The sequence below is a fragment of the Mycolicibacterium sp. Y3 genome (genome assembly GCF_051188035.1).
In the GTDB taxonomy this organism is placed as follows: domain Bacteria; phylum Actinomycetota; class Actinomycetes; order Mycobacteriales; family Mycobacteriaceae; genus Mycobacterium; species Mycobacterium fluoranthenivorans.
Window position 1 is genome coordinate 1,121,811 of sequence record NZ_JAVQLT010000001.1, and the last position, 25,486, is coordinate 1,147,296.

At 66.2% G+C, this 25,486-nt stretch carries 27 protein-coding genes and 1 tRNA gene; 16 read left to right on the forward strand and 12 right to left on the reverse strand.

Annotated elements, in window-relative coordinates; genetic code table 11:
- Positions 1 to 11 precede the first annotated feature (11 nt).
- The 11 genes from QN239_RS05470 to QN239_RS05520 all read left to right on the forward strand — a co-directional run bounded on the left by QN239_RS05470 (position 12) and on the right by QN239_RS05520 (position 11,656).
- Positions 12 to 950: a 3-oxoacyl-ACP reductase gene (locus tag QN239_RS05470; protein WP_499008533.1), complete on the forward strand. Its 939-nt coding sequence runs from the start codon at positions 12 to 14 to the stop codon at positions 948 to 950.
- 275 nt (positions 951 to 1,225) lie between these two features.
- Positions 1,226 to 1,990: an MlaE family ABC transporter permease gene (locus QN239_RS05475; RefSeq protein WP_167163221.1), complete on the forward strand. Its 765-nt coding sequence runs from the start codon at positions 1,226 to 1,228 to the stop codon at positions 1,988 to 1,990.
- A 12-nt stretch (positions 1,991 to 2,002) separates the two neighbouring features.
- Complete coding sequence (locus tag QN239_RS05480; RefSeq protein ID WP_499008535.1) at positions 2,003 to 2,845, forward strand: MlaE family ABC transporter permease; 843 nt, start codon at positions 2,003 to 2,005, stop codon at positions 2,843 to 2,845.
- A gap of 7 nt (positions 2,846 to 2,852) precedes the next feature.
- Positions 2,853 to 4,055 carry an MCE family protein gene (locus QN239_RS05485; RefSeq protein ID WP_499008536.1) on the forward strand — a complete coding sequence of 401 codons (1,203 nt, stop codon included), beginning with the start codon at positions 2,853 to 2,855 and terminating at the stop codon, positions 4,053 to 4,055.
- A gap of 64 nt (positions 4,056 to 4,119) precedes the next feature.
- Positions 4,120 to 5,157: an MCE family protein gene (locus QN239_RS05490; RefSeq protein ID WP_499008538.1), complete on the forward strand. Its 1,038-nt coding sequence runs from the start codon at positions 4,120 to 4,122 to the stop codon at positions 5,155 to 5,157.
- Entirely contained in the window at positions 5,150 to 6,208 is a 1,059-nt protein-coding gene (locus QN239_RS05495; RefSeq protein WP_499008540.1) for an MCE family protein, read from the forward strand. Before QN239_RS05490 ends, QN239_RS05495 begins: the two co-directional genes overlap by 8 nt.
- Complete coding sequence (locus tag QN239_RS05500; RefSeq protein ID WP_499008542.1) at positions 6,205 to 7,626, forward strand: MCE family protein; 1,422 nt, start codon at positions 6,205 to 6,207, stop codon at positions 7,624 to 7,626. The genes QN239_RS05495 and QN239_RS05500 overlap by 4 nt, the downstream gene beginning before the upstream one ends.
- Positions 7,623 to 8,786, forward strand: a complete 1,164-nt coding sequence (locus QN239_RS05505) for an MCE family protein (protein ID WP_499008544.1) — start codon at positions 7,623 to 7,625, stop codon at positions 8,784 to 8,786. The genes QN239_RS05500 and QN239_RS05505 overlap by 4 nt, the downstream gene beginning before the upstream one ends.
- Positions 8,786 to 10,480, forward strand: a complete 1,695-nt coding sequence (locus QN239_RS05510; RefSeq protein ID WP_499008546.1) for an MCE family protein — start codon at positions 8,786 to 8,788, stop codon at positions 10,478 to 10,480. Before QN239_RS05505 ends, QN239_RS05510 begins: the two co-directional genes overlap by 1 nt.
- A gap of 13 nt (positions 10,481 to 10,493) precedes the next feature.
- Complete coding sequence (locus QN239_RS05515; protein ID WP_499008549.1) at positions 10,494 to 11,171, forward strand: Rv1363c family protein; 678 nt, start codon at positions 10,494 to 10,496, stop codon at positions 11,169 to 11,171.
- On the forward strand, positions 11,171 to 11,656 hold the full coding sequence (locus QN239_RS05520) for an Rv1363c family protein (RefSeq protein ID WP_187097061.1): 486 nt from the start codon (positions 11,171 to 11,173) through the stop codon (positions 11,654 to 11,656). The genes QN239_RS05515 and QN239_RS05520 overlap by 1 nt, the downstream gene beginning before the upstream one ends.
- Before the next feature lie 6 nt (positions 11,657 to 11,662).
- Here QN239_RS05520 and QN239_RS05525 read toward each other — a convergent pair whose 3' ends face one another.
- The 4 genes from QN239_RS05525 to QN239_RS05540 form a co-directional block, all read right to left on the reverse strand.
- Positions 11,663 to 13,105, reverse strand: a complete 1,443-nt coding sequence (locus QN239_RS05525; protein WP_181953081.1) for an alpha,alpha-trehalose-phosphate synthase (UDP-forming) — start codon at positions 13,103 to 13,105, stop codon at positions 11,663 to 11,665.
- Between the two features lie 21 nt (positions 13,106 to 13,126).
- Positions 13,127 to 13,291: a hypothetical protein gene (locus QN239_RS05530; protein WP_090354369.1), complete on the reverse strand. Its 165-nt coding sequence runs from the start codon at positions 13,289 to 13,291 to the stop codon at positions 13,127 to 13,129.
- A gap of 57 nt (positions 13,292 to 13,348) precedes the next feature.
- On the reverse strand, positions 13,349 to 13,696 hold the full coding sequence (locus tag QN239_RS05535; protein ID WP_090354371.1) for an intersectin-EH binding protein Ibp1: 348 nt from the start codon (positions 13,694 to 13,696) through the stop codon (positions 13,349 to 13,351).
- A gap of 190 nt (positions 13,697 to 13,886) precedes the next feature.
- Positions 13,887 to 14,234: an intersectin-EH binding protein Ibp1 gene (locus QN239_RS05540; protein ID WP_499008552.1), complete on the reverse strand. Its 348-nt coding sequence runs from the start codon at positions 14,232 to 14,234 to the stop codon at positions 13,887 to 13,889.
- Positions 14,235 to 14,495: 261 nt separating this feature from the next.
- On the opposite strand from QN239_RS05540, the gene QN239_RS05545 reads away from it, so the two are divergent.
- On the forward strand, positions 14,496 to 15,329 hold the full coding sequence (locus QN239_RS05545) for an SDR family oxidoreductase (RefSeq protein ID WP_499008554.1): 834 nt from the start codon (positions 14,496 to 14,498) through the stop codon (positions 15,327 to 15,329).
- Here the strand turns inward: QN239_RS05545 and QN239_RS05550 are convergent, their stop codons facing one another.
- From QN239_RS05550 to QN239_RS05565, 4 genes are all read right to left on the reverse strand, one after another.
- Positions 15,330 to 16,511, reverse strand: coding sequence for an XdhC family protein (locus QN239_RS05550; protein ID WP_499008557.1), 1,182 nt, complete (start codon positions 16,509 to 16,511; stop codon positions 15,330 to 15,332).
- Positions 16,512 to 16,589: 78 nt separating this feature from the next.
- Positions 16,590 to 17,063, reverse strand: a complete 474-nt coding sequence (locus QN239_RS05555) for a hypothetical protein (protein ID WP_499008559.1) — start codon at positions 17,061 to 17,063, stop codon at positions 16,590 to 16,592.
- Positions 17,064 to 17,065: 2 nt separating this feature from the next.
- A complete protein-coding gene (locus QN239_RS05560; protein WP_499008561.1) occupies positions 17,066 to 19,078 on the reverse strand; it encodes a glycoside hydrolase family 183 protein in 2,013 nt (670 codons plus the stop codon).
- A 90-nt stretch (positions 19,079 to 19,168) separates the two neighbouring features.
- Positions 19,169 to 19,534: a hypothetical protein gene (locus tag QN239_RS05565; RefSeq protein ID WP_090354376.1), complete on the reverse strand. Its 366-nt coding sequence runs from the start codon at positions 19,532 to 19,534 to the stop codon at positions 19,169 to 19,171.
- 84 nt (positions 19,535 to 19,618) lie between these two features.
- On the opposite strand from QN239_RS05565, the gene QN239_RS05570 reads away from it, so the two are divergent.
- Positions 19,619 to 19,918, forward strand: coding sequence for a type VII secretion target (locus QN239_RS05570; RefSeq protein ID WP_499008563.1), 300 nt, complete (start codon positions 19,619 to 19,621; stop codon positions 19,916 to 19,918).
- Positions 19,919 to 20,018: 100 nt separating this feature from the next.
- Positions 20,019 to 21,080: an alcohol dehydrogenase AdhP gene (gene adhP, locus QN239_RS05575; protein WP_499008565.1), complete on the forward strand. Its 1,062-nt coding sequence runs from the start codon at positions 20,019 to 20,021 to the stop codon at positions 21,078 to 21,080.
- Here adhP and QN239_RS05580 read toward each other — a convergent pair.
- From QN239_RS05580 to QN239_RS05590, 3 genes are all read right to left on the reverse strand, one after another.
- Entirely contained in the window at positions 21,077 to 21,481 is a 405-nt protein-coding gene (locus QN239_RS05580) for an HNH endonuclease (protein WP_499008567.1), read from the reverse strand. The genes adhP and QN239_RS05580 overlap by 4 nt on opposite strands.
- A gap of 48 nt (positions 21,482 to 21,529) precedes the next feature.
- Positions 21,530 to 21,601 (reverse strand) — tRNA-Thr (locus QN239_RS05585).
- Between the two features lie 18 nt (positions 21,602 to 21,619).
- Positions 21,620 to 22,651: a hypothetical protein gene (locus tag QN239_RS05590; RefSeq protein WP_499008569.1), complete on the reverse strand. Its 1,032-nt coding sequence runs from the start codon at positions 22,649 to 22,651 to the stop codon at positions 21,620 to 21,622.
- A gap of 135 nt (positions 22,652 to 22,786) precedes the next feature.
- Between QN239_RS05590 and QN239_RS05595 the strand changes: the two genes are divergently transcribed.
- Together QN239_RS05595 and QN239_RS05600 are read left to right on the forward strand one after the other, a co-directional pair.
- Entirely contained in the window at positions 22,787 to 23,506 is a 720-nt protein-coding gene (locus tag QN239_RS05595; RefSeq protein WP_024453738.1) for a response regulator transcription factor, read from the forward strand.
- A 47-nt stretch (positions 23,507 to 23,553) separates the two neighbouring features.
- Positions 23,554 to 25,038 carry a sensor histidine kinase gene (locus QN239_RS05600; protein ID WP_499008571.1) on the forward strand — a complete coding sequence of 495 codons (1,485 nt, stop codon included), beginning with the start codon at positions 23,554 to 23,556 and terminating at the stop codon, positions 25,036 to 25,038.
- Here the strand turns inward: QN239_RS05600 and QN239_RS05605 are convergent.
- Positions 25,026 to 25,430 (reverse strand): HIT family protein, encoded by a 405-nt coding sequence (locus QN239_RS05605; protein WP_499008573.1) that lies wholly within the window; start codon positions 25,428 to 25,430, stop codon positions 25,026 to 25,028. The genes QN239_RS05600 and QN239_RS05605 overlap by 13 nt on opposite strands.
- Between the last annotated feature and the right edge of the window lie 56 nt (positions 25,431 to 25,486).

Consider the following 25,486-nt stretch of genomic DNA (forward strand, 5'->3'; position numbering starts at 1 on the left):
GTATTCATAAATTGGCCGAAACATCTTCGATATCCGCTGACAACACCGCCGCGCTCGACCTGTCCGGAAAGGTCGCCGTCGTGACCGGTGCCGCGGCCGGTCTGGGCCGCGCGGAAGCCGTGGGTCTGGCCCGTGCGGGCGCCACCGTCGTGGTCAACGACATCGCCGCCGCGCTGGACAAATCGGATGTGCTCGACGAGATCGCCGGGGCCGGCGCCAAGGGCGTGGCCGTTGCCGGTGACATCAGCGCCCGCAGCACCGCCGACGAACTGGTGTCGACCGCGGACGGCCTCGGCGGCTTGAGCATCGTCGTGAACAACGCCGGTATCACCCGGGACAAGATGCTGTTCAACATGTCCGACGAGGACTGGGACGCGGTGATCGCCGTGCACCTGCGCGGACACTTCCTGCTGACCCGGAACGCGGCCACCTACTGGCGGGCCAAGGCAAAGGACTCGGCGGACGGCCGGGTGTACGGGCGGATCGTCAACACCTCGTCGGAGGCCGGGCTGGCGGGCCCGGTGGGGCAGGCCAACTACGGTGCCGCCAAGGCCGGCATCACGGCGCTGACGCTCACGGCCGCGCGCGGCCTGGGTCGCTACGGTGTGCGGGCCAATGCCATCGCGCCGCGGGCCCGCACGGCGATGACCGCCGATGTGTTCGGCGACGCTCCGGAGCTGTCCGACGGCCAGGTCGACGCGCTCTCGCCCGAACACGTGGTGACGCTGGTGACGTATCTGTCCTCGCCGGCGTCCGATGCGGTGAATGGACAGCTGTTCATCGTCTACGGCCCGACGGTCACGTTGGTGGCCGCGCCGACGGTCGCGCAGCGCTTCGAGGCCACCGGCGATGCCTGGGACCCGGCCGCGCTGAGCTCGGCGCTGGGCGGTTTCTTTGCTGAGAGGGATCTGGAAACGGGATTCTCGGCAACTGCGCTTATGGGTTCTTAGATTTGAGAATTCCATATTCATGGGGCCTGTGAGGATTAGAACACGTTCTAAAATGATATCGGTCACACGGTCCTTGACCTGCATAAATAAGAAGTTTTGGTGAAGATTGCGGTTCTTTGACACTGTGAACGTGTTCTAGTTACTATGAGCCCGCTCACTAAGCCAAGCGTGTAGACCAGGGGTGGAAAGGCCGCCGGAGCGAACAGATTCCCGTTATATTCGGGCTCTTCGCCAACGCGGGTGTTTCGCGCCCCTCACCGAGAACGGAGCCGAGGTTGATCGAACAGCTTGCGGCTCCGGCGCGGGCCGTGGGTGGATTCTTCGAGATGACCATCGACACCTTCGTCAAGATGTTCCAGCGGCCGTTTCAGTTCCGCGAGTTCCTCGACCAGACCTGGATGATCGCTCGCGTCTCGCTGGTCCCGACGTTGTTGGTATCCATCCCGTTCACCGTGCTGGTGGCCTTCACGCTCAACATCCTGCTGCGTGAGATCGGCGCGGCCGATCTGTCCGGAGCCGGCACGGCGTTCGGCACCATCACGCAGCTCGGCCCGGTGGTGACGGTGCTCGTCGTCGCCGGTGCCGGCGCCACCGCGATCTGCGCGGATCTGGGTGCGCGCACCATCCGTGAAGAGATCGACGCGATGCGAGTGCTCGGTATCGATCCGATCCAGCGGCTGGTGGTCCCGCGGGTGCTGGCCTCCACCTTCGTGGCCTTGCTGCTCAACGGTCTGGTCTGCGCGATCGGCCTCGCGGGTGGCTACGTGTTCTCGGTATTCCTGCAGGGCGTGAATCCCGGAGCCTTCATCAACGGGCTGACGATCCTGACCGGATTGGGTGAGTTGGTGCTCGCCATGTTCAAGGCCGTCCTGTTCGGTCTGATGGCCGGTCTGGTCGGCTGCTATCGCGGGCTCACCGTGCAGGGCGGACCCAAGGGCGTGGGCATTGCCGTCAACGAGACGGTCGTCTACGCCTTCATCTGCCTCTTCGTCATCAATGTCATCCTGACCGCTGTCGGCGTCCGGGTCCTGGAGCGGTGAGGCGGCCCACCGATGAGTTATGACGTGACCTTGCGCGTGCGCCGGTTCTTCCGCGGCGTGCCCAGAACTGTCGACAACATCGGCGAGCAGGCGTTGTTCTACGGCGAGACGATGCGTTACATCCCCAACGCACTGACCCGCTACCGCAAAGAGACCATCCGACTGGTCGCCGAGATGACCATGGGCGCAGGCGCTCTGGTGATGATCGGCGGCACCGTCGGCGTCGCGGCGTTCCTGACCCTGGCCTCCGGCGGCGTCATCGCCGTGCAGGGTTACTCCTCGCTGGGCAATATCGGTATCGAGGCCCTCACCGGCTTCCTGTCGGCCTTCCTGAATGTGCGCATCGTGGCGCCGGTGATCGCCGGTATCGCCTTGGCCGCCACGATCGGCGCCGGCACCACCGCGCAGCTCGGCGCGATGCGTGTCGCCGAGGAGATCGACGCGGTGGAAGCCATGGCGGTGCATGCCGTCTCGTATCTGGTGTCCACCCGGTTGATCGCCGGACTCATCGCCATCATCCCGTTGTATTCACTGTCGGTCCTGGCCGCGTTCTTCGCCGCACGGTTCACCACGGTGTTCATCAACGGTCAGTCCGCGGGTCTGTACGACCACTACTTCAATACGTTCCTGATCCCGACCGACCTGCTGTGGTCGTTCCTGCAGGCGATCGTCATGTCGATCGCCGTGATGCTGGTGCACACGTACTACGGGTACAACGCTTCCGGTGGTCCGGTGGGTGTGGGTATCGCGGTGGGCCAAGCCGTGCGCACCTCACTGATCGTCGTCGTGACCATCACGCTGTTCATCTCACTCGCCGTCTACGGCGCGTCCGGCAACTTCAACCTCTCCGGGTAGGCCGCCAGTGTCCTCCGGAAGTGCCAAGCGCAGTCATGTCAGGATCGCCGCTGCGATCCTCGCCGCGATCGTGGTCGCCGCGGTGGTGTTCACCTATCTCTCCTATACCGCCGCCTTCACCAAGACCGACACCGTCACTGTGACGTCACAGCGGGCCGGCCTGGTGATGGAGACCGACGCGAAGGTCAAGTATCGCGGCATTCAGATCGGCAAGGTCACCAATATCGCCTTCACCGGCGAGCAGGCCAAGCTGACCCTGGACATCGACCGCAACCAGATGCGTTTCATCCCGTCCAACGCGTTGGTGAAGATCGGCGGGACAACGGTTTTCGGTGCCAAGTCGGTCGAATTCCTGCCCCCGCAGGATCCGAAGAAGACGACATTGCAGCCGGGTGCGAACATCGAGGCCAGCAGTGTGCAGTTGGAAGTCAACACGCTGTTCCAGACCCTGACCGACCTGCTGCACAAGATCGACCCGATCAACCTGAACGCCACGCTGACCGCCCTGGGCGAAGGTCTACGCGGTCACGGTGATGACCTGGGCGCCACCATGGCCGGGCTGAACTCGTATCTGGCGCAGCTCAATCCGAAATTGCCGACCCTGCAGTCCGATATCGCCAAGGCCGGCGTGGTCGCCAATATCTACGGCGACGCCGGTGCCGACCTGGCCACCGTCCTGGACAACGCGCCCAGGCTGTCCAAGACCATCGTCGACGAACAGGACAACCTCAACGCCGCACTGCTGGCCGCCACCGGATTCGCCGAGAACGGCACCGCGACACTGGCGCCGGCCGCCGACGACTACATCGCCGCGATCAAGCGATTGCGGGCGCCGTTCAAGGTGCTGGGTGATTACTCTCCTGAGTTCGGCTGTCTGTTGCAGGGCATCGCGATCGGCGTCGACAGGTTCGCACCGGTGATCGGTGGCATCCGGCCCGGTTTGTTCGTGGACTCCAACTTCCTGCCCGGCGCGCCGGCCTACACCTACCCGGAGAGCCTACCGATAGTGAACGCCTCCGGCGGTCCGAACTGTCGGGGCCTGCCGAATATGCCGACGAAGCAATACGGCGGATCGTGGTACCGCGCACCATTCCTGGTCACCGACAACGCCTATGTGCCGTACCAGCCGAACACCGAAGTGCAGTTCAATGCGCCGTCGACGTTGCAGTTCCTGTTCAACGGTGCGTACGCCGAACGGGATGATTTCTGATGATCAGGTTGCGCCGCGATGAGCGTTTACGCGAAGAGTCGATGCCCAAGAACATGGGCTGCTGATGGGTAGCCAGAGACGCACGCTGATCAACGTCGTGGTGTTCACCGTGGCGATGGTCCTGGTCGCCGCGGGCCTGGTGGTGGTGTTCGGGCAGTTCCGGTTCGCCTCCAGCACCTCGTACCACGCGAACTTCGCCGAGGCCTCCCGGCTCAAGGCTGGCCAGGACGTGCGCATCTCCGGTGTGCCGGTGGGCACCGTCAACGCGGTCAAGCTCAATCCGGACAACAGCGTCGACGTGGCGTTCGACGTCAACAAGCGCTATCAGCTGTACACCTCGACCAGGGCAGTGGTGCGCTACGAAAACCTGGTCGGTGACCGCTATCTGGAGATCACCTCCGGTCCGGGCGAACTGCGCAAGCTCCCGCCCGGAAGCACGATCGCGCGGCAGAACACCCAGCCGGCCCTGGATCTGGATGCGCTGCTGGGCGGACTGAAACCGGTGCTCAAGGGTCTCGACGGAACCAAGGTGAACGAGATCAGCAGTGCCGTCATGGAACTGCTGCAGGGCCAGGGCGGTGCCATCCAGAACCTGTTGGCCAATACCAGTTCTTTCAGCCAGAACCTGGCCAACCGGGACCAGCTCATCGGCGACGTGATCAACAATCTCAACACCGTGCTGGGAACCGTTGATGCGAAGGGCACCCAGTTCAACGCCAGCGTCGACGAGCTCCAGAAGCTCATCTCCGGGCTCGCCGACGGCCGTGACCCGATCGCCGGGGCGATCGGACCGTTGGCCTCGGCCGAGAACGACCTGACCGAGATGCTGCAGGCGTCGCGACGGCCGTTGCAGGGGGTCATCGAGAACTCGCGGCCGTTCCTGCAACGGATGGATGAGCGCAAGGCCGACGTCAACAAGGTCATCGAGCCGCTGGCCGAGAATTACCTACGCCTCAATGCGCTCGGTGCCTACGGCGCGTTCTTCAACATCTACTACTGCTCCATCCGGCTGAAGATCAACGGGCCGGCCGGCAGTGACATCCTGATCCCGTTCGGCGGTCCCGCCGATCCGACCAAGGGGAGGTGCTCGGACAATGGCTAGCCCCAAGGGCGACAACCCCTTACGGACCGGCATCCTCGGTATTTTCGTGGTGGCGTGTCTGGTGCTGATCTCCTTCGGGTACACCGGCCTACCGTGGTGGCCGCAGGGCCGCAATTACGAGGCCTATTTCACCGACGCCGGTGGAATCTCGCCCGGCAACGACGTGGCGGTGTCCGGCATCAAGGTCGGCAAGGTCACCTCGGTCACGCTGGCCGGTGACCAGGCCAAGGTCGGGTTCACCGTCGACCGGAACATCAAGGTCGGCAACCAGACTTTGGTGGCGATCAAGACCGATACCGTGCTCGGCCAGAAGTCCCTGTCGGTCACACCCAAAGGCGGCGGTGATTCGACGGTGATCCCGGTGGGGCGCACCACGACTCCCTACACCTTGAACACTGCGCTGCAGGATCTCGGTGGCAATGTCAGCGCCCTCGACAAGCCGAAGTTCGAACAGGCACTGCAGACATTGACCGACACGCTGCACGACGCGACTCCGCAATTGCGGGGTGCCCTGGACGGGGTGGCTAGCCTGAGCCGCAGCCTGAACAAACGCGATGAGGCTCTCGAAGAGCTGCTGCGACATGCCAAGAACGTGTCCGACACGCTGGCGCAGCGCGCCGATCAGGTGAACAAGCTGGTCACCGATGGCAACCTGCTGTTCGCCGCACTCGATGAGCGTCGGCAGGCGCTGAGCTCCCTGATCGCCGGCATCGACGATGTTTCGCACCAGCTTTCGGGCCTCGTCGCCGACAACAAGCGTGAGTTCGAGCCGGTGCTGCGGAGGCTCAATGCAGTGATGGACAACCTGCTGGAGCGGCGCGAGCATATCGGCGAGGCGCTCAAGCGGCTGCCGCCCTATGCGACGGCTCTCGGCGAAGTGGTCGGCAACGGATCGGGCTTCAACATCAACCTGTACGGCCTGCCCCCGGCGACCATCTCCGAAGTGCTGCTGGACACCTACTTCCAGCCCGGCAAGCTGCCGGACAGCCTGGCCGACTACTTGCGTGGCCTGATCTCTGAGCGTCTGTTGGTGAGGCCCAAGTCGTCATGAACCGACCCGATTCGAAATCACGCCGAGCGAAGTGGCTGCGTGGCGGACTTGCCGTCGCGCTGGTGGCGCTGCTCGCCGTAGGCGTGTATCTAGTCTGGCCGAACCGCGGCGGACAGAAGATCGTCGCCTACTTCACCACTGCGGTCGGCCTGTATCCCGGTGACGAGGTGCGGGTGGTGGGGGTGCCTATCGGCCGCATCGACTCGATCGAGCCGCGCGCCACCGATGTGAAGATCTCCATGACGCTCGATGACGGCATCAAGGTGCCGGCTGACGCGCGTGCCCTGATCATCGCGCCGAACCTGGTGTCCGCCAGGTTCATTCAGCTCACCCCTGCCTACACCGGCGGCGACGCGCTCGCCGACAACGCCCAGATCGGGCTCGATCGCACCGGCGTCCCTGTCGAGTGGGACGAGGTAAAAGAGCAGCTCACCCAGCTGTCTGCCCAGTTGGGTCCCAAACAGGGTGGTGTACAGGGACCGCTGGTGGCCGCGGTCAACCAGGCCGCCGACACCTTCGACGGCAACGGCGACTCGTTCCGGCAGGCCCTGCGTGAACTGTCGCAGACCGCAGGTCGGCTTGGCGACTCGCGGACCGACCTGTTCGGCACGGTGCGTAATCTGCAGGTGCTGGTGAACGCGCTGGCCAACAGCAACGAGCAGATCGTGCAGTTCACCAATCATGTGGCCTCGGTGTCGCAGGTGCTGGCGGCCAGCTCTGCCGATCTGGACGCCACCCTCGGCGCGCTGAACCAGGCCCTCGGGGATGTCAAGGGGTTGCTGCATGATTCGAACAAATCGCTGATCGACTCTGTCGGCAAGTTGGCTGACTTCACCCAGATACTCACGGATCACAGCGACGACATCGAACAGATTCTGCACGTCACGCCTAACGGGTTGGCCAATTTCTACAACATCTACAACCCCGCCCAGGGCACCGTCGGTGGCCTGTTGTCCCTGCCGAACTTCGCCAACCCGGTGCAGTTCATCTGTGGAGGCACCTTCGATATCGGCGCGAACCCGGACAACTACAAGCGAGCCGAGATCTGCAGGCAGCGGATGGGGCCGGTGCTCAAGCGCATCACGATGAACTACCCGCCCGTGCTGTTCCATCCGATCGACAGCATCACCGCGTACAAGGGACAGATCATCTACGACACCCCGGAGACCGAGGCCAAGGCCCAGACCCCGGTGCCGTATCTCCAGTGGCAGCCGGCACCCGGCGTCACACCGCCTGTGGTGGCGCCCGACGGCAGCCTGAGCGATCTGATCCTGCCGCCGCCGGCAGTCACCGGGCAGATCTCACCGGCCGGCCCGGTTCCCCCGGCGCCGCCGATGGGTGCGGGTCCGCTTCCCGGACCCGCCGCACCGGCTGCGGCACCAGCACCACCGCCCCCGGCGGAAGGAACAGGGGGATGACGCCGATGATTGTGCGGGGTATGGCACTCGGGTCGGGCGCGCTGTTGCTGGCCGGTTGCCAGTTCGGCGGGCTGAACTCGCTGGACATGCCGGGTACCGCAGGGCATGGTGCCGGGTCTTACACGATCACCGTCGAGCTGCCGGATGTCGCGACGTTGCCGCAGAACTCACCGGTGATGGTGGATGACGTCACCGTCGGCAGCGTGTCCGGTATCGAGGCCGTGCAGCGTCCGGACGGCACCTTTTTCGCCGCGGTGAAGCTCTCGCTGGACGGCGATGTGAACCTGCCGGCCAACTCGACGGCCACCGTGGCGCAGACCTCCCTGCTCGGCTCGCAGCATGTGCAGCTGACCGCCCCGGAGGGTAAGGGTGTCGGCAAGCTGAAGCAGGGTTCGAACATCCCACTCGGCAGCATCGGCCGGTACCCGACCACCGAGGAAGTGCTGTCCTCGCTTGGTGTGGTGGTCAACAAGGGCAATCTCGGGGCGCTGCAAGATATCACCGACGAGGCCTACGCGGCGGTGGCCGGCCGCGCGGGCAGCTTCGCGGACCTGTTCCCCCGGCTGGCTGAGCTGACGGCTTCGCTGGATCAGCAGACCAACGACATCATCTCGGCGGCCGAAGGACTGAACCGGTTCGCGTCGATGCTGGCGCGCAGCAAGGACAACCTGGGCCGCACGTTGGACAGCTTGCCCAATGCGCTGAAGGTGCTCAACGACAACCGGTCCAATATCGTCGACGCGTTCGGGGCGCTGCAGAAGTTCGCGGCGATCGGTTCGAGGGTGTTGTCCGAGACCAAGGCCGACTTCACCGCCGACATGAAGGATCTGTTCCCGGTCATCAAGGCGTTCAACGACAATGCCGACGATTTCATCAAGGATCTGGAACTTCTGCCGACCTTCCCGTTCCACTACAAGTATCTGCGTAACGCGGTCCGAGGTGACTACCTGAACGTGTTCGTGACGTTCGACCTCACCGTGCGGCGGTTCGGCGAATCGGTGTTCACCACCTCGTTCTTCGACCCGAACATGAAGCACCTGAACGAGGTAATCAACCCGCCGGACTTCCTCACCGGCGCGATGTCGAATCTGTCCGGTCAGGCTGCCGATCCGTTCAAGATCCCGCCGGGCACCGCCACGCAGCATGGAGGTACGCCGTAATGCTGGACCGGCTGACCCGACTTCAGTTGTCGATCTTCGCCGTCGTCACCGTGCTCACCGTGACTGCGATCTCTGCGTTCTATCTGCATGTCCCGGCGGCTCTCGGAATCGGCACCTACAACATCACCGCGAATTTCGTGGCCGGCGGTGGTCTGTACGAGAACGCCAACGTCACCTACCGCGGCGTCACGATCGGCCGGGTGGAGTCGGTCGGGTTGACCAATGACGGCGTCATCGCCCACATGCGGCTCAACACCGACACCAGCGTCCCGGAGAACGTGACCGCGACGGTCAAGAGCGTGTCGGCGGTCGGTGAGCAGTACATCGACCTGGTTCCGCCGGGAAACGGCGAGGCGCCCGCCAAGGCGCTGTTGCGGGACGGTTCCAATATCGGCGTAGCGCACACCGCGATCGGTCAGGACATCGCTGGTCTGCTCAAGCAGGCTGACGATCTGGTCAGCAGCGTCGGTGACAGCCGCATCCAGGATCTGCTCAAGGAGACCTTCAAGGCGTTCAACGGATCCGGCCCCGAGCTGTCCCGGCTTATCCAGTCTTCTCGCCAGCTGGTGGACGAGGCCAACGCGAACTACGGGCAAACCACCCAGCTGATCGACCAAGCCGGGCCGTTCCTGGACGCCCAGATCCGCGCCGGCGACGACATCAAGTCGAGTGTCGACGGTCTGGCCCGATTCACCACCGAGCTGAGCAAGGCCGATCCGCAGCTGCGTTCGGTGCTGCGGACGGTGCCAGGAGCCGTTGCCGAAGCCAACACCACCTTCGCCGGCATCCGTCCGACGTTTCCGCAGCTCGCAGCCAATCTGGCCAACTTCGGCCGGATCGGGGTGATCTATCACAAGTCCATCGAACAGGCTCTGGTGATCTTCCCGGCTCTGTTCGCGGCGCTGAACACCTCCGCTGGAGGTGTGCCCGCCGATGAGGGTGCCAAGCTGGACTTCAAGGTCGACCTTGGCGATCCACCGCCCTGTGCGACGGGATTCCTGCCTCCGACTCAGATCAGGACACCGGCCGATACGACACTGCGTGATCTGCCCACCGATCTGTATTGCAAGACCGCGCAGAACGATCCTTCGGTGGTGCGTGGCGCGCGCAACTACCCGTGCCAGGAGTTCCCGGGCAAGCGTGCGCCCACGGTCCAACTGTGCCGCGACCCCCGTGGTTACGTGCCGTTGGGCAGCAACCCATGGCGCGGGCCGCCGGTGCCCTACGGCACCCCGGTCGAAGACCCGCGCAATGTCTTGCCGCCCAACAAGTTCCCAAACATTCCGCCCAGCGCGGATTACGACCCGGGACCGCCGGCGGTGCAATTGCCGCCGGGAGTGCAGCCAGGGCCAGGCCCGGCCCCGAACGCGCCGTTCCCGCTGCCGGTGCCGCCCAATGACAACCCGCCGGCGCCGCCCGGGACGTTCTACGCGCCGCCGGATCAGGTGGTGCCGCCGTATGGGCGCATACCGCCGCCCCCGGCCGGTGCGCCCGCGCCCGACGCGCCTCCGGCACCGTTGCCGGCCGAGGCGCCCCAACCCCAGGCCAGTGCTCCCACGAGCACCACCTACGATCCGAGGACCGGAGTGTTCGCGGACCCTGCGGGCGGTACCGGGGTATTCGCCTCCGGAGCCGAGAAGTTCTCACCGGCGGAGAACTGGGTGGATTTGATGATGGCGCCGAAGCAGGTTTAGGCAGGTTTGGTAGATGGTTGAGGACGGCACGAAGCCGGTCCGTCGGCGTGCTTCGCGTGCGGCCGGCCCGGCGGGTAGCGAGCTCGGGCAGGCGCCTGGACCGGTGGTCATGAGCGTTCCCGCTGGGGTGCCCTCGGGGAAGCCGATGGGGGCGGTGCCGCTGGCGCGGCGGCAGCCCAACCGCGGTCGGGTGGCCTTGGTGTCGGCCGTCGCGGCGGTCGTCGCGGCGGCCGTCCTCGTGACCGTGGTCCTCGTACTGCTCACGCAATACCGCCAAGCAGAAGCGGCGACGGCCCGGCAGCAGAGGTTCGTCGACACGGCCGAGCAGACCGTGCTGAACATGTTCAGCTATGACCAGAACAACATCGACGACAGCGTGAACCGATTCGTGAATGGGATCAGCGGGCCGCTTCGCGACATGATGAGCCAGAACAACAACGTCGACAACCTCAAGGCCATCTTCCGCGACACCAATGCGACGTCGGAAGCCGTCATCAGCGGCGCAGCGTTGGAGAAGATCGACGACGTCGGGAGTAATGCCGCGGTACTGGTCGCGGTACGCGTCACCGTCACCGATATCGACGGTGTCAACAAACCGTCACAGGCCTATCGGATGCGGGTCATCGTGCACGAGGATGACAACGGCCACATGACCGGATACGACCTGAAGTACCCCGAGGGTGGAAACTGATGCGCGGCAAGCTCATTGCCCTGGTGGTTCTGGTATTCGCGATTGGTCTGGTCGGGCTGTCCGCGGTGGGCGGAGCTCTCTACTGGGACCGGGTGCAGACCCGCGCCGTGCAGGAGGCCAGCGCAGACCTGCCGTCGCAGGCGACCGACGAGATACCGAAGATCTTCGGTTACGACTATCAGACGGTGGAGCGCAGTCTGACCGACGCGGCGACGCTGCTGACCCCCGACTACCGCCGCGAGTTCGAGGATCGGGCCGCAAAGGACATCATCCCCCAGGCGCGCGACCGCCAGGTGGTCAGCCAGGCGCATGTCGTCGGCGCGGGAATGCTGAGCGCGCAACGGGATTCCGCCTCGGTGCTGGTGTTCATGAACCGCACCGTCACCGACAAGTCCAAGCAGCCCGTCTACGACGGCAGCCGGCTTCGCGTCGATTACCAGAAGATCGACGGCAGGTGGCTGATCAAGTACATCCAGCCGGTGTAGAACCGTTCAGCTGTCGCGCGCCCCGGCCAGCGCGTCCAGGAACGAACGTGCCCAGCGGTCCACGTCATGGGCGAGCACTTGGCGGCGCATGGCCCGCATCCGTCGCTTGCCCTCTTCCGGTGACTGGGTCAGCGCTTGCTCGATGGCTTCCTTCACCCCGTCCGTGTGGTGCGGATTGCACAGGTAAGCCTGGCGCAGTTCCGCTGCGGCGCCGGTGAATTCGGACAGCACCAGCGCTCCACCCAGGTCGCTGCGGCAGGCCACGTACTCCTTGGCGACCAGGTTCATGCCGTCACGCAACGGGGTGACGAGCATGATGTCGGCGGCGACGAAGAAGGCGATGAGGTCATCGCGGGGGATCGGGCGGTGCAGATAGTGCACCACGGGCCGGCCGACCTCGCCGTACTCGCCGTTGATGTGGCCGACCTGGCGTTCGATGTCCTCGCGCATCTCGATGTAGCTCTCCACGCGTTCCCGGCTGGGGGTGGCCAGCTGCACCAGCACGGTGTCGGTGCGGTCGGCACGCTTCTCGGCGAGCAACGCGGAGAACGCCTTGAGTCGAACGTCGATGCCCTTGGTGTAATCCAATCGGTCGACGCCGAGCATGATCTTGCGCGGATTGCCGAGTTCGGCACGAATTTCCTTGGCGCGCTGCCTGATCGACCGTTCGCGCGCTTTGCTGTCCAGTTCGGCCGAGTCGATGGAGATCGGGAACGCACCGACCTTCACGGTGCGGAAACCGACCTGGACCTCACCGAACCGGGACCGTACGCCCACCGTCGCGCGCGAGGTGTTCGCGCCCACCAGCCGGCGGGCCAGGATGAGGAAGTTCTGTGCCCCGCCAGGAAGGTGGAAGCCCACCAGGTCGGCGCCCAGGAGGCCGTCGATGATCTCGGTGCGCCAGGGCATCTGCATGAACAGCTCGACCGGAGGGAAGGGGATGTGCAGGAAGAACCCGATGGTCAGGTCGGGCCGTAGCATGCGCAGCATCTTCGGCACCAGCTGCAGCTGGTAGTCCTGCACCCAGACGGTCGCTCCCGGTGCCGCGGCTTTGGATGTGGCTTCGGCGAAGCGCCGGTTCACATCGACATACCGCTCCCACCATTCGCGGCGATAGATGGGTTTGACGATGACGTCGTGATAGAGCGGCCACAACGTGGCGTTGGAGAAACCCTCGTAGTACTCGGCGACATCCTCGGCGGACAGCCGCACCGGGAAGAGCTTCAGGCCCTCCTGGACGATGGGCTCCTGGTCGCTGTCTGGTACGCCCGGCCACCCGATCCAGGCACCGCGCTGTTTACGAAGCAGCGGCTCCAGTGCGGTCACCAGACCGCCTGGGCTGCGCTTCCACGTGGTGGTGCCGTCGGGCAGGCGCACCTGGTCGATCGGCAGCCGATTGGCGACCACGACGAAGTCGGAGGCGCCCTCGGCGGGGACGGAGTCGGTCAATTTCCCGTCTCCGGGCGCCACCTAGGCCTCTTGCTTCGCCGGACCGATACCGAGCATGGAAAGGAAGGTCCGACATTCGTCGGCGTCGGTCGCGTAGGCGGCCACCACTCGACGGGCCTGGCTGGCGGTGTCGTCGGCGACCGGCTCGACTTCGCCGATTTCGGCGGTCTCAGATTTTGCAGGCATCTACCCACTCTAGGTGACCCCGCGAAACGCGAGGTCACCAGGCGCTACTTCGGATGGTTACGGGCTTGAGCTGACGCTGGTCTGCGGCTGCTGGAACTGCGTCGCGTCCTCGGACAGGCCGATGCACTGCCCCGAGTTGTGGCCGGTGCAGGGGATGCCGTTGATGGCAGGCAGGTCGGGGTTGCCGGGAATGGAACTGAACGGCGACGCCGGCGAATTGGGCACGGTGTGCGGCAGGCACTCGCTGGTGTAGAGGTCTTCTTCTTCGCCGGATGGGCAGGCCGAGACCGTGGTGCCGGCGGGGCCGACCGTGGTGAGGAGGGCGACCACCGGGGCGGCGGCCGCTGCGACCACGAATCCGCCGGCAAGGGCCAGTCGTGGAACGAATAACTCAAAGCTCGCCATCGTCACGCTTTCTGTAGTTATTGACCGACACGTCGGACCGAGTCTAAGGAAGCTGAGAGGAATCTGCATGAGTTCCATGAGTTGTCTGGGAGCCGGAATCAGTGCAGGTCGTCGCGGCGTGGACCGTGCGGGCGCAAGAAAACAGCCGGGACGCCCGGCAGGGCGCCCCGGCTGTCGCTGCGCGACCGCGCTAGGGGCTGGAGCTCACGCTGGTGTGCGGCTCGACGAACTGCGGCTGATCCTCGGACAGGCCGATGCACTGACCGGAGTTGCCGCCGGTGCAGGGGATGCCGTCCACGGACGGGAGGCCACCGCCACCCGTCGAGGTGTTACCGAACTCGGGGGAGTTGGGCACCAGCTCCGGAGTGCACGCGCCGGTGAACGTGTCCTCGGATTCACCCGACGGGCACGACGCAAGGGCGGGGCCCGGTGCGGGTGCCTCGACGGCGAACGCCGCGAGGGCAGGGGCCGCGATGACCGCTGCGGCGAATCCGCCGGCAAGGATCATTCGTCGGGCAGGGAACGCGAAGGTCGCCATGAGCGTCACGCTTTCTGTGATGTGCCGGCCGGATCTATCGGGCTGATCCAGTTCGGAGGGATGTGACTCCTGGGGGCCAGAATACGCTGACGGGGGCGAAAAACCCTGGCGAGAGCGTGAATATTGGTGCGCCAGTGCCAATTCTGGGAAAGGTCTGGACGATCGCTGCGTAAGTGCTGGACGGCGAATTCCTGTGCGCCGGTGGTGCGGCGTGGTTCTATGGCGAGAACGTGTTGCAGTTTTGGTGTCGAAGGGATCGCGGTGCAGCTCTCCTTGGCGGGTCGGACGGTACTGGTGACCGGCGGTGGCAGTGGTATCGGCAAGGGCGTCGCGGCGGCGGTGGTCGCCAGCGGTGGTAACGCAATGCTGGTGGGCCGCAACGCGGATCGTCTCTCGGCGGTGGTCGACGAGATCGAGGCCGCCGGTGCATCCGGGCGCGTCCGTTACGAACCTGCCGATGTCACCGACGAGGACGAGGTGGCCGGCGTCGTCGACGCCGCCGAGGCCTGGAACGGGCGCCTGCACGGTGTCGTGCACTGTGCGGGCGGATCGTTGACGATCGGCCCACTGACCCAGGTGGATTCCGAGCTGTGGCGCCAAACCGTCGACCTCAACGTCAACGGCACCATGTACGTGCTCAAGCACAGCGCCCGCGCGATGGTGCGCGGCGGCGGCGGATCGTTCGTGGGTATCTCGTCCATCGCGTCGAGCAACACCCACCGATGGTTCGCCGCCTACGGACCGAGCAAGGCCGCGCTCGACCATCTGCTCCAACTGGCCGCCGACGAGCTCGGCCCGTCGTGGGTCCGGGTGAACGGCATTCGCCCCGGGTTGATCAAGACCGAGATGGTGGCGCCGATCCTGGAGTCACCGGAGATCAGCGCCGACTACGCCAGTTGCACGCCACTGCCGCGGCCCGGCGAGGTCTCCGATGTCGCCAACGCGGCGATCTTCCTGCTCAGCGACGCCGCCGCGTGGATCACCGGTCAGCTGATCAATGTCGACGGCGGTCACTGCCTGCGCCGTGGGCCGGACATGTCCTCGATGCTGGGCCCGGTGTTCGGCGAGGCTGCTCTGCGCGGCGTCGTCGACTGATCATCCCGCGCCGTCGGCGCTGGTGACCGAGGGTCGTTCGACCAGCTCGTGGTGGATTCGCCCGTCGACGGCGGCCAGCGGGCGGCCGCCACCGCCCCAGCGTCGGGCGATGATCTCGGCGACGATCGACACCGCCGTCTCCTCGGGCGTGCGGGCGCCCAGATCCAAGCCGATGGGGCTGGACAGCCGGACCAGATCCGTGTCGGTGAGTCCGGCGGCGGTCAACCGGTCGAGACGGTCGAGATGAGTGCGCCGCGAGCCCATGGCCCCGACGTAGCCGACCGAAGGCAGGCGAAGGGCGACCTCGAGTGCGGGCACATCGAACTTGGGATCGTGGGTCAGCACGCAGATCGCGGTGCGGCCGTCGATCGCACCGAGATCCTGTTGGCCACGCAGATAGCGATCGGGCCAATCGACGACCACCTCGTCGGCGGACGGGAACCTCGCCGGTGTGGCGAACACCGGCCGGGCATCGCAGACGGTCACTCGGTAGCCGAGGAAGGTTGCCTGCTGAGACAGCGCGGCAGCGAAGTCGATGGCACCGATGATCAGCATGCGGGGCCGCGGCGCGTAACTGGCGACGAACACCTCCATGCCGGTATCGGTCTCGCCGGAGCTTTCGTCCACGCGTTGCCCGTCGGGCCCGTACGACAGCACCGAGGTGCTCCCGGCCAGCAGCAGACCGCGGGCGTCGTCGGCGACGGCGGCATCGGCGCGTGCGGATCCCAGTGATCCGGTGCAGCGCTCGGAGTCGACGATGAGCCTGCGGCCCAGCCAGGACGGGTCCGGGTGGGCGATCACTGTGGCCACCGCGATCGGATGGTGTGCACCGATGGCGTCGGCCACCTCGTCCAGTTGCGGAAAAGTCTTCTGTGACACCGGCTCCACGAAGACATCGAGAATTCCGCCGCATGTCAGGCCGACGGCGAAGGCGTCGTCATCGCTGATTCCGTAGCGCTGCAGCTCGGGCCTGCCGGTGGCGGTCACTTCGGTCGCCAGCTCGTAGACCGCACCCTCGACGCAGCCGCCGGATACCGAGCCCGCCACGGCGCCGTCGGGATCGACCACCAGGGCGGCCCCGGCCGGCCGGGGTGCCGACCTGATCGTGCGCACGACGGTGGCCAGACCGGCGGTGCCACCGGCCCGCCATATCGTCATCAGCTCGTCGAGAACCTCGCGCACCAGGCCGAGTCTAGGTGCGCGACGGCGGGCAAGCGCTCGTGACGGGTGAGGCGCAGATCGCGACGCCGGCGTCTGTCGCTAGCCGGTACGTGTCCACAGGCAGTACCCGGCCATCGAGATATCGAACAGGCTGGGCAGCACCTGAAGTGAAAGTGGTTGTCCGGGCGAGCCTTCCGCGGTCATCGGGGGTCCGACGACACCCGCGCTCACGACGGCGTGCTGGGTGGCGGCGCACCGGACATCGGGGTCCAGTGGTGTCGCCGTCCAGGCGCCGGAGGCCAGGTTCGGGTTGCGCAGGCCTTCGCCATGCAGCGCCATGGCGGGACCGAAGCTGACCCAGCGATCGCTGGGATCTCCGGGCGCGGTGACGGCCTGCCATTGTTGTCCCTGGCATACCAGCGGCAGGGATTGTCCGGGCGGCATCGTGGTGGCGCCGGTGAACTCGGCCGGACACGGCGAATCCGGTTGCGGTGCGGCGGGATCGGCCGACGCGACCGGCGGGACAGCCAGCGCGGCGGCGAGCAGGGCGCAGAGCACGACGAGTCGGGACATCGCTACAGCTTGGTGAGGTCGGTCTTCATCAGCATGACGTTGTACTGGCTCCACAGCGACAGGTTCCAGTACAGGTCCGTGCCGGTGCCGACGGTGGACGGCGACCAGGGGTGCAGCATGGGGGCGTAGATGCCGCCGTTCTGCTGGGTCATCAGCACCGTCGGCGCCGACCAGGTGCCCTCCGGGCTGTCCGACGTGCGCAGGATGATGTTGTTGAACTGGTCGGCGTGCAGCACCACGTACTTGCCGAGCGTCTGGTTGTACTGCACCGACATCTCACTGACCTGGTTGCCCGGCTTGCCGATTCCGCAGGCGCCCTTCTCCTGGCCGAAGACCGGGGTGGCCTTGGACGGATCGTTCTTGTACCAGCCGGCCTTGTAGGCGCCGATACCGAAGATCCCACCCTTGCTGCCCTTGCTGTAGAACTCGTACTTGCTGGCGTCGAGGATGTCCTTCTCCGCCACCCGTGACACATAGGCCGAACCCTGCCTGCCGTTCGGGGTGCCGTACGAGTAGACGTAGCCGTCACCGGGTCGGATCAGGGCGGCCTGCTGGAATTTCGCGTTGCCACCGAAGTTCGTCCGCACGCTCTTGGGTGAGATGTACCAGTTCTCGCCGTTGTCTTCGGAGTAGGCGATCGCCGAGTAGTTGGTGGTCCACTGCCCGGCCGCGCCCCACTGCTTGACCGACATGAAGCTCAGATATTGCGTGGCACCGTATTTCGTGCCGGGCGTGGGGACCGAGATGCCCGCGGTGGGAATCAGTGTCACGCCGGTGGGCAGGCCGGACGGCAGCCGCTCGGGCAGGATGATCTGCCGCGCGTAGGTCTCACCCCACAGTGGCGAGCCGCCGAACATGTTGCCGTTGAGCCATTGTCCGGCCGGAATGGTCATCCCGTCGGACAGGTTGGTGTCGGAGCTGCGGAACAGGGTGTTGAGCCGCCACGTGCCCGTCATGTTAGGGCCGCCGAAGGTGTCGCCGAAGGCGATGAGAACCTGGTGTTCGTTGATCGGGGTGGTCGGATCGTCGGGGATTCCGTTGTCCCACATGGTGCCGACATCGGTGCCCCAGATGCCGAACCGGTTGTAGGTGTCGTTCGGGGCGAAATTGCCGGTGACCCAGTCGACGAAGCTGGTCGACGGACTCAATTGCTGTCCCGGATAAGGGAAGCCGGGGCGCGGGTTCAGGGTGGTCGCGGCCAGCGCGAGGCTGGTGGTGTCGGTGGCGACACCGCCGGTGGCCGCTGCGCTGCGCGGGTTGATGGCCGTCAGAAGGTGGTCGACCTCGCGGCGGGCGAACGCGAGCAGTGTCCAGCTCAGTACCGGCTGGACCGGGGAATTCGCGGCGTTGTTCAGCGCCCAGTCGAGTGCACCCGCGACCGCCTTCAGGACGGCGGTGACGGGCTTGCGCAGTACGGCCGGCACCGGTACCGGGGCGGTCGTGGCCGGGGCTGCCGTCTGCGAGGCCATGGTCAGGGCATTGGCGAAGACCGCGACCGAGGCCGCGGGTTGCACCGTCGAGGACACGGCCGAGGCGGTGGTGGCTGCGGACTTCGTGTCGGCAGGAGCCGGATCGGCAGCGGTGGTCGCGGTGGTGGTTTTCGCCGTCTTGGTGGTTGTGGTCGCGGCGGTGCGCGCGGTCTTCTTCGGCTTGGCCGGCTTCTCGGGCTCGGGCGTCTTCTCGGGTGTCTTGGTGCCCGTGCTTGAGCCGGTATTGGTCTGGGCGCTGACCACCACGCCGTCGGCGGGCTGGGTGGTGGTACCGGTCTTGGGGTCGGTGTCCTTGGAACCCGCGGGTTCGGTGTCGGTCGACTCCTTGGTCTCGGCAGTCTTGGGGTCGGTACCGGTCTTGGGGTCGGTGTTGTCGGCGGTCTTCGTGTCCGAGGTGGCGGTCTGGGTGCCTGCGGTGCTCGTGTCGTCGGCCGCCGCGATGCCGTGACCTGTGGCGATCGCCGTGCCCACACCCAAGGCCATGGCCAGGCCGCCGATCCGGCCGATATACGCCGCTGCGCCCATGCCTGCGTCCTCCGTCAATCGCGCGGGGCACTCGTCAGTGCAACCCGCTTCATCTTCGCAGCGGAGACCACATTTGTTACACGAATCCCATCAGTCACTCAGGCCGGCTTCGCGCAGTGCGTCCTCGTACAGGCTGATCGCCTCGTCGATGCCGGTGTCCACCCAGGCGTCCACGGCCGCGACCCGGTCGGCGACCAGCTGGACCTGGTTGACCCACGTTTCGAAGCCCGGATCACGGCGCAGCGCATCGAGCTGCGCCGTGCTGCCCTGGATCAGGAAGAAGCCCCCGAGTTCCACACTCTGTGGGCGCAGGATCACCGTGTCGAACCGCTCGATCCGCCCGTCGCGGGCCGCCGCCTGCAGGTAGTCGCGGGACTTCCGCAACACATCCAACGCGTTGGTCTCGCGACCCCGCGACGGCAGCCCCCATGCCACCCAGAATCCGGCCTCGGCCATGACGGTTCCTCTCTGTCGGATGTCGACGAAGCTACACACGATCGATGCGCAGCGAGGTTCGGCAGCGACCTTAGACTCGAGTGCATGACCGCTCCGTTGTCCGTCGATCCTGCGGCCTTGCGGGCCGCGTCGGCGGCGCAGGCACACCTCGCGTCGACGGTCGCCGGGCTTGATGTCGGCGGTGCTATGGCCGCTGCCGCCGAAGGTGTGGCGAATCTGTCCTCCGGTGCGGCGTGCCGGTTCGCGGGAGAGTCGTTCGCGGCGCAGGCACAGCACGTGGCCGATGACATGTCCGGCTACGCCACCAAGTTGGCGGCCGCCGCGTCGACCTACGAGCGGGCGGACGAGCAGCTCGGCGGTCGACTGGGTGAGACCCTCCACTGAATCATTCGGTGTCGTCCGCTCGTCGCGGAAGGCCTTCGGGTTCTTCGGCCAAGGCCCAAAGACCCTACGCAGCGGGATCGTTCCGGGCTGGAATCACTACATGACCAGAACACTGAGCAGTCCTGCGACCGGTGCAGCCACCAACTTGATGCGCGCCGCCGTCGTCACCGCGTTCGGTGAGCCGCTGGAGGTGCAGAGTCTCGACCTGCCCACACCGGGTCTCGGGGAGGTGCTGGTCAAACTCGAAACCTCCGGTGTCTGTCACACGGATTTGCATGCTGCACATGGTGATTGGCCCGTCAAACCGCAGCCCCCGTTCGTTCCCGGGCATGAGGGATGCGGCACCGTCGTGGCGATCGGCGACGGCGTCGAGGATCTGAAAGTCGGCGACAAGGTCGGAAATGCCTGGCTTTGGTCGGCATGCGGGCACTGCGACTACTGCCGTACCGGGTGGGAAACGCTGTGCGAAGGTCAGCGCAACGGTGGCTACAGCGTCAACGGCAGCTTCGGCTCCTACATGCTGGTCAACGCCGCCTACGCGGCACGACTCCCGGAGGGTGCCGACCCGCTGGAATTGGCGCCGATCCTGTGTGCGGGCGTCACCGTGTACAAGGGTTTGAAGGTCACCGACACCCGGCCCGGTCAGTGGGTGGCCATCTCGGGGATCGGCGGGCTCGGCCACATCGCCGTGCAATACGCCCGCGCGATGGGTTTGCGGGTGGTGGCGGTGGACATCGACGACACCAAACTCGACTTGGCCACCCGCCTCGGTGCCGAGGTCGCCGTCAATGCCCGCACCTGCGATGTGGTGGCCGAAGTCCAGAAGGCCACCGGCGGGGTCCACGGGGTGCTGGTCACCGCGGTGCACCCGCAAGCGTTCGGCCAGGCGATCGGTCTGGCGCGCCGTGGCGGCACCATCGTGTTCAACGGGCTGCCTCCGGGCGAGTTCCCGGCCCCGATATTCGACATCGTGCTCAAGGGTCTGACCATCCGCGGATCCATCGTGGGAACCCGCCAGGACATGGTGGAGGCGTTGGACTTCTACGCGCGTGGGCTCATTCATCCGACCGTGCACAGCGCGCGCCTGGAGGACATCAACGAGATCTTCGCCCGGATGGAGTCCGGTCAGATCGACGGCCGGGTTGTCATCGACTACCGCTAGTACGACAGCCCGTCGGCGTAGCGCTGCCTGCGGTAACTGCGGCCGTTGCCGCGATTTCGGCTCTTGTACGTCGGCAGCTGAGAGTCGCAGTTCGGGCAGATGAGTCGCAGGTTCTCGCGGCGATTGTTGGTGGGGTTCCCGTCGATGTGGTCCAGGATCAAGACCAGCGGGAGGCCCTGCCACGTGCTTGCCCCGCCGCAGATTGCGCAGCAGTCGGATTGTTCAGCAGCCACGTGTGCGCGGATGTAATGACCCGGGAGAGAACCGGCGCGGCCCTCGCCGGACTCCAGCCACAGATCTGTGCGCGTCCTGCGGCGGGACGCGATCTGACATGGATTGCTGCAGTAGAGCTTTTGGCTGCGCCGTGTGAGTTCGGCTCCGCAGCCCCGACACTGTCTCATGAACGCACGCTACGACGTGGGCCCGACAAGGCAGCTCGGTGGAGTTTGAGCCCCCTGTCAGGATTGAACTGACGACCTTTCGCTTACAAGGCGAGTGCTCTACCACTGAGCTAAGGAGGCGTTGTTACGCGCGATAGCTTAGCGGTCCTCGTCGATGACCCGCTCGGAGACCACTGCCCGCGGCCCGGTGTTGCCACGACGGTTGCGCTGTCGCGGCAACGGGATGCGGCCGGCGATATTGCTGAGCGGATTGACCACCTGGCTCAGCGTGATGACCGCCTCGTGCAGCGCATCGATGGTGGGTGCGAGGGCTTCCAGCCCGGGGGTCAACCGGTTCAGGGTGTCGGCGACATCGGCCAGTTTGAGCAGCGGGCCGTCCGGGTCGGTGAGGGTGTCCAGGAGGCCGCCTTCGGCGAGCAGTCGGTCGGCAACCCCTTCTTCGCGCAGTACCCGTTCGATCAGCCCGTCGTCGGCCAGCAGTTGATCGGCCAGGCCGCCGGGTGCGATCAGCCGTGACAACGCTCCGCTGTCGGTGGTGAGCCGGTCGATCAGGCCGCCCTCGGCGGTCACCTGTTCGACCAGGCCGCCCGGGGCCAGAGCCCGTCCGACCGGGCCGTTCTCGGACAGCAGCTGATCGGCGACGCCGTCCTGGCGCAAGGCCCGTTCGACCACACCGTCCTGCGCGAGCAACCGGTCCGCCAGACCGCCGGGCTCGATCACCCGGGACACCACGCCACCGCTGGCGGTGAGCCGGTCCATCAGGCCGCCCTCCGCGGTGAGCTGATCGATCAGCCCGTCCTTGGCCAGCGCGCGGGCCACCGGCCCGTTCTCGGCGGTGAGCCGGTCCATGAGCCCGCCCGGGGCGGTGAGCTGGTCGACCAGTCCGCCCTGGCGCAGCAGCTGATTGACCGGGCCCTCGGGGGCCAGCGCACGACCGAGTGGGGCGTCGTCATCCATCAGCCTGGCCAGCCGGTTGGCCCGGTTGACGGCTTCGTCGAGGCCGAGCATGCCGGCGAACGAGGTGGCGCCGCTCATCTGATTCGGGTCGTTCAGCGAACGTTGGACGGTCTTGAGTGTCCCGCCGGCAATGCTCAATCCCAGGTCGGCAATAGCGAGTCCGAGCCGGACCGGAGCCGTGGCAAACTGCACGACGGTGTTGCCGAGGTTCATGGCGCCAGTCTAGGTGCGTGCGCACGGGCCGCGCGGCCGGTCGAGGGGGTTATCCTCACATGGGACTCCCAGGTTCACAGTAATCTCACAGTGGGTATGCAGGATGAGTCCAAACGGCGGGTGGACAGTAGTTGTATGGCTATGGCGGCGGTACCTGAAAGCATTCCCGAAGCGCGGATCCTCGTGGTGGACGACGAGGTGAACATCGTCGAGCTGCTCTCGGTGAGCCTGAAGTTCCAAGGCTTCGAGGTGCACACCGCATCCAACGGACCGGCCGCGCTGGACAAGGCACGCGAGGTCAAGCCCGACGCGGTGATCCTCGACGTGATGATGCCGGGTATGGACGGCTTCGGCGTGCTGCGCCGGCTGCGCGCCGACGGTATCGACGCCCCGGCGCTGTTCCTCACCGCCCGCGACACCTTGCAGGACAAGATCGCCGGACTCACGCTCGGCGGCGACGACTACGTCACCAAGCCGTTCAGCCTGGAAGAGGTGGTGGCCCGGCTGCGGGTCATCCTGCGCCGCACCGGCCGCGGTATCGAGGAACCCCGCAATGCCCGGCTGACGTTCGCCGATATCGAACTCGACGAGGACACCCACGAGGTATGGAAGGCCGGTGAGCCCGTCTCGTTGTCGCCGACGGAATTCACGCTGCTCCGCTACTTCATCATCAACGCCGGCACGGTGCTGTCCAAGCCCAAGATCCTCGACCATGTGTGGCGTTACGACTTCGGCGGCGACGTCAACGTCGTCGAGTCCTATGTGTCCTACCTGCGCCGCAAGATCGACACCGGTGAGAAGCGCCTGCTGCACACCCTGCGCGGTGTGGGTTACGTGCTGCGCGAGCCCCGCTGATTCGCCAACGTCCGGACGGCCGGGCCATCCCGGCCAACAATGAGTACATGACCGAACAACGCCGCCGCGGTGTACCGCTGCGGGTGGGCCTGGTCGCCGCCACCCTGGTGCTGGTGGCGTTCGGCCTGCTCGCCTCGGGGATCGCGGTCACCTCGATCATGTCGCACACCGAGGTCGACCGGATCGACCAGACCCTGTTGGATGCCTCGCGCAGCTGGGCGCAGGCGCCCCGGCGGATGCCCAGCCAGCCCACGCTGACACCCGAAGATCCGAATCCGGGCCGGCCGCCGTCGAACTTCTATGTCCGGGGCATCGGCCCGGACGGCCGCACCTGGATGGCGGTCAACGACCGCGACGCCGAACCGGATCTGCCCGATGACAACAACGTCGGCCCGGTACCGGTCACGGTCGGCTCGGTCGACGGATCCAGAGTGGAATGGCGCGCCATGACCGTGCGCGGTCCGCATGGTGAGCTGACCACCGTCGCCATCGACCTCTCCGAGGTGCAGTCGACCGTTCGCGCCCTGATCTACGCCCAGGTGGGCATCGGCCTGGCGGTGCTGCTGGTGCTCGGTGTGGCCGGTTTCGCGGTGGTGCATCGCAGCCTGCGGCCCCTGGTCGAGGTTGAGCAGACCGCGGCGGCCATCGCCGCGGGTGAATTGGAACGGCGTGTGCCGCAACGTGATCCGCGTACCGAGGTGGGCCGGCTCTCGCTCGCGCTCAATGGCATGCTCGCGCAGATCCAGCGTGCGGTGGCTTCGTCGGACTCCTCCGCGGAAGCTGCCCGCGGTTCCGAGGAACGGATGCGGCGCTTCATCACCGATGCCAGCCACGAGTTACGGACGCCCCTGACCACCATCCGCGGCTACGCCGAGCTGTACCGGCAGGGTGCCGCACGAGATGTGGACATGCTGATGGGCCGTATCGAGAGCGAGGCCCGACGGATGGGCCTGCTCGTCGAGGACCTGCTGCTGCTGGCCCGTCTGGATGTGCAGCGCCCGCTCGAACAGAACCGGGTCGATCTGTTGGCCCTGGCCAGCGACGCCGTGCACGACGCCCAATCGGTGGCGCCTGCCCGCCACATCCGGATGGAGGTGTTCGACGGACCGGGCACACCCGAGGTGCTCGGTGACGAAGCCCGGCTGCGTCAGGTGCTGAGCAATCTGGTGGCCAACGCCTTGCAGCACACCCCGGAATCCGCGGGCATCACGGTGCGGGTGGGCACCGACGAGCAACACGCGGTGCTCGAGGTCTGCGACGAAGGGCCGGGGATGAGCAGCGAGGACGCCCAACGGGTGTTCGAGCGGTTCTATCGCGCCGACTCGTCGCGCACGCGCGCCAGCGGCGGCACCGGGCTCGGCCTGTCGATCGTCGACTCGCTGGTGCACGCCCACGGCGGCACGGTGTCGGTGCGTACCGCCCCGGGCCACGGCTGTCAGTTCCGGGTGAACCTGCCGCGCATCGCGGAGGTGGCCGGAGCCGCCCCGGCGGTGACCGCCACGACCGTCGCGGGTACCGCTCAGGCCAGCTGAGCCAGGGCGGCCTTGATCTTGGCCTGGGCCTCATCGAGCGACTCGGCCGACGGATTGCGGTCGACGCCGGCGAAGCCGAAATCACTGAGATTGCGGGCGGGGAACACGTGCACGTGCAGATGCGGCACCTCAAGCCCGGCGATGATGAGGCCGGCGCGTTCGGCGTCGAACGCCGTGGTGACCGCCTTACCGATGAGTTGCGCCACCGACATCACCTTGTTGAACACCGCGGGATCCAGTTCCTGCCAGTTGTCCACCTCGGCCCGCGGCACCACCAGTGTGTGCCCCTGTGTCATCGGTTCGATGGTCAGGAACGCGACCACCTCGTCGTCCTCGTAGACGAAACGGCCGGGCAGATCCCCGTTGATGATCATGGTGAAGACGGTCGCCATGAGTACCGAGCATAGTCAGGGCGCAGCAAGCTCCCAGGCCGACGGCAGTGCCGTGG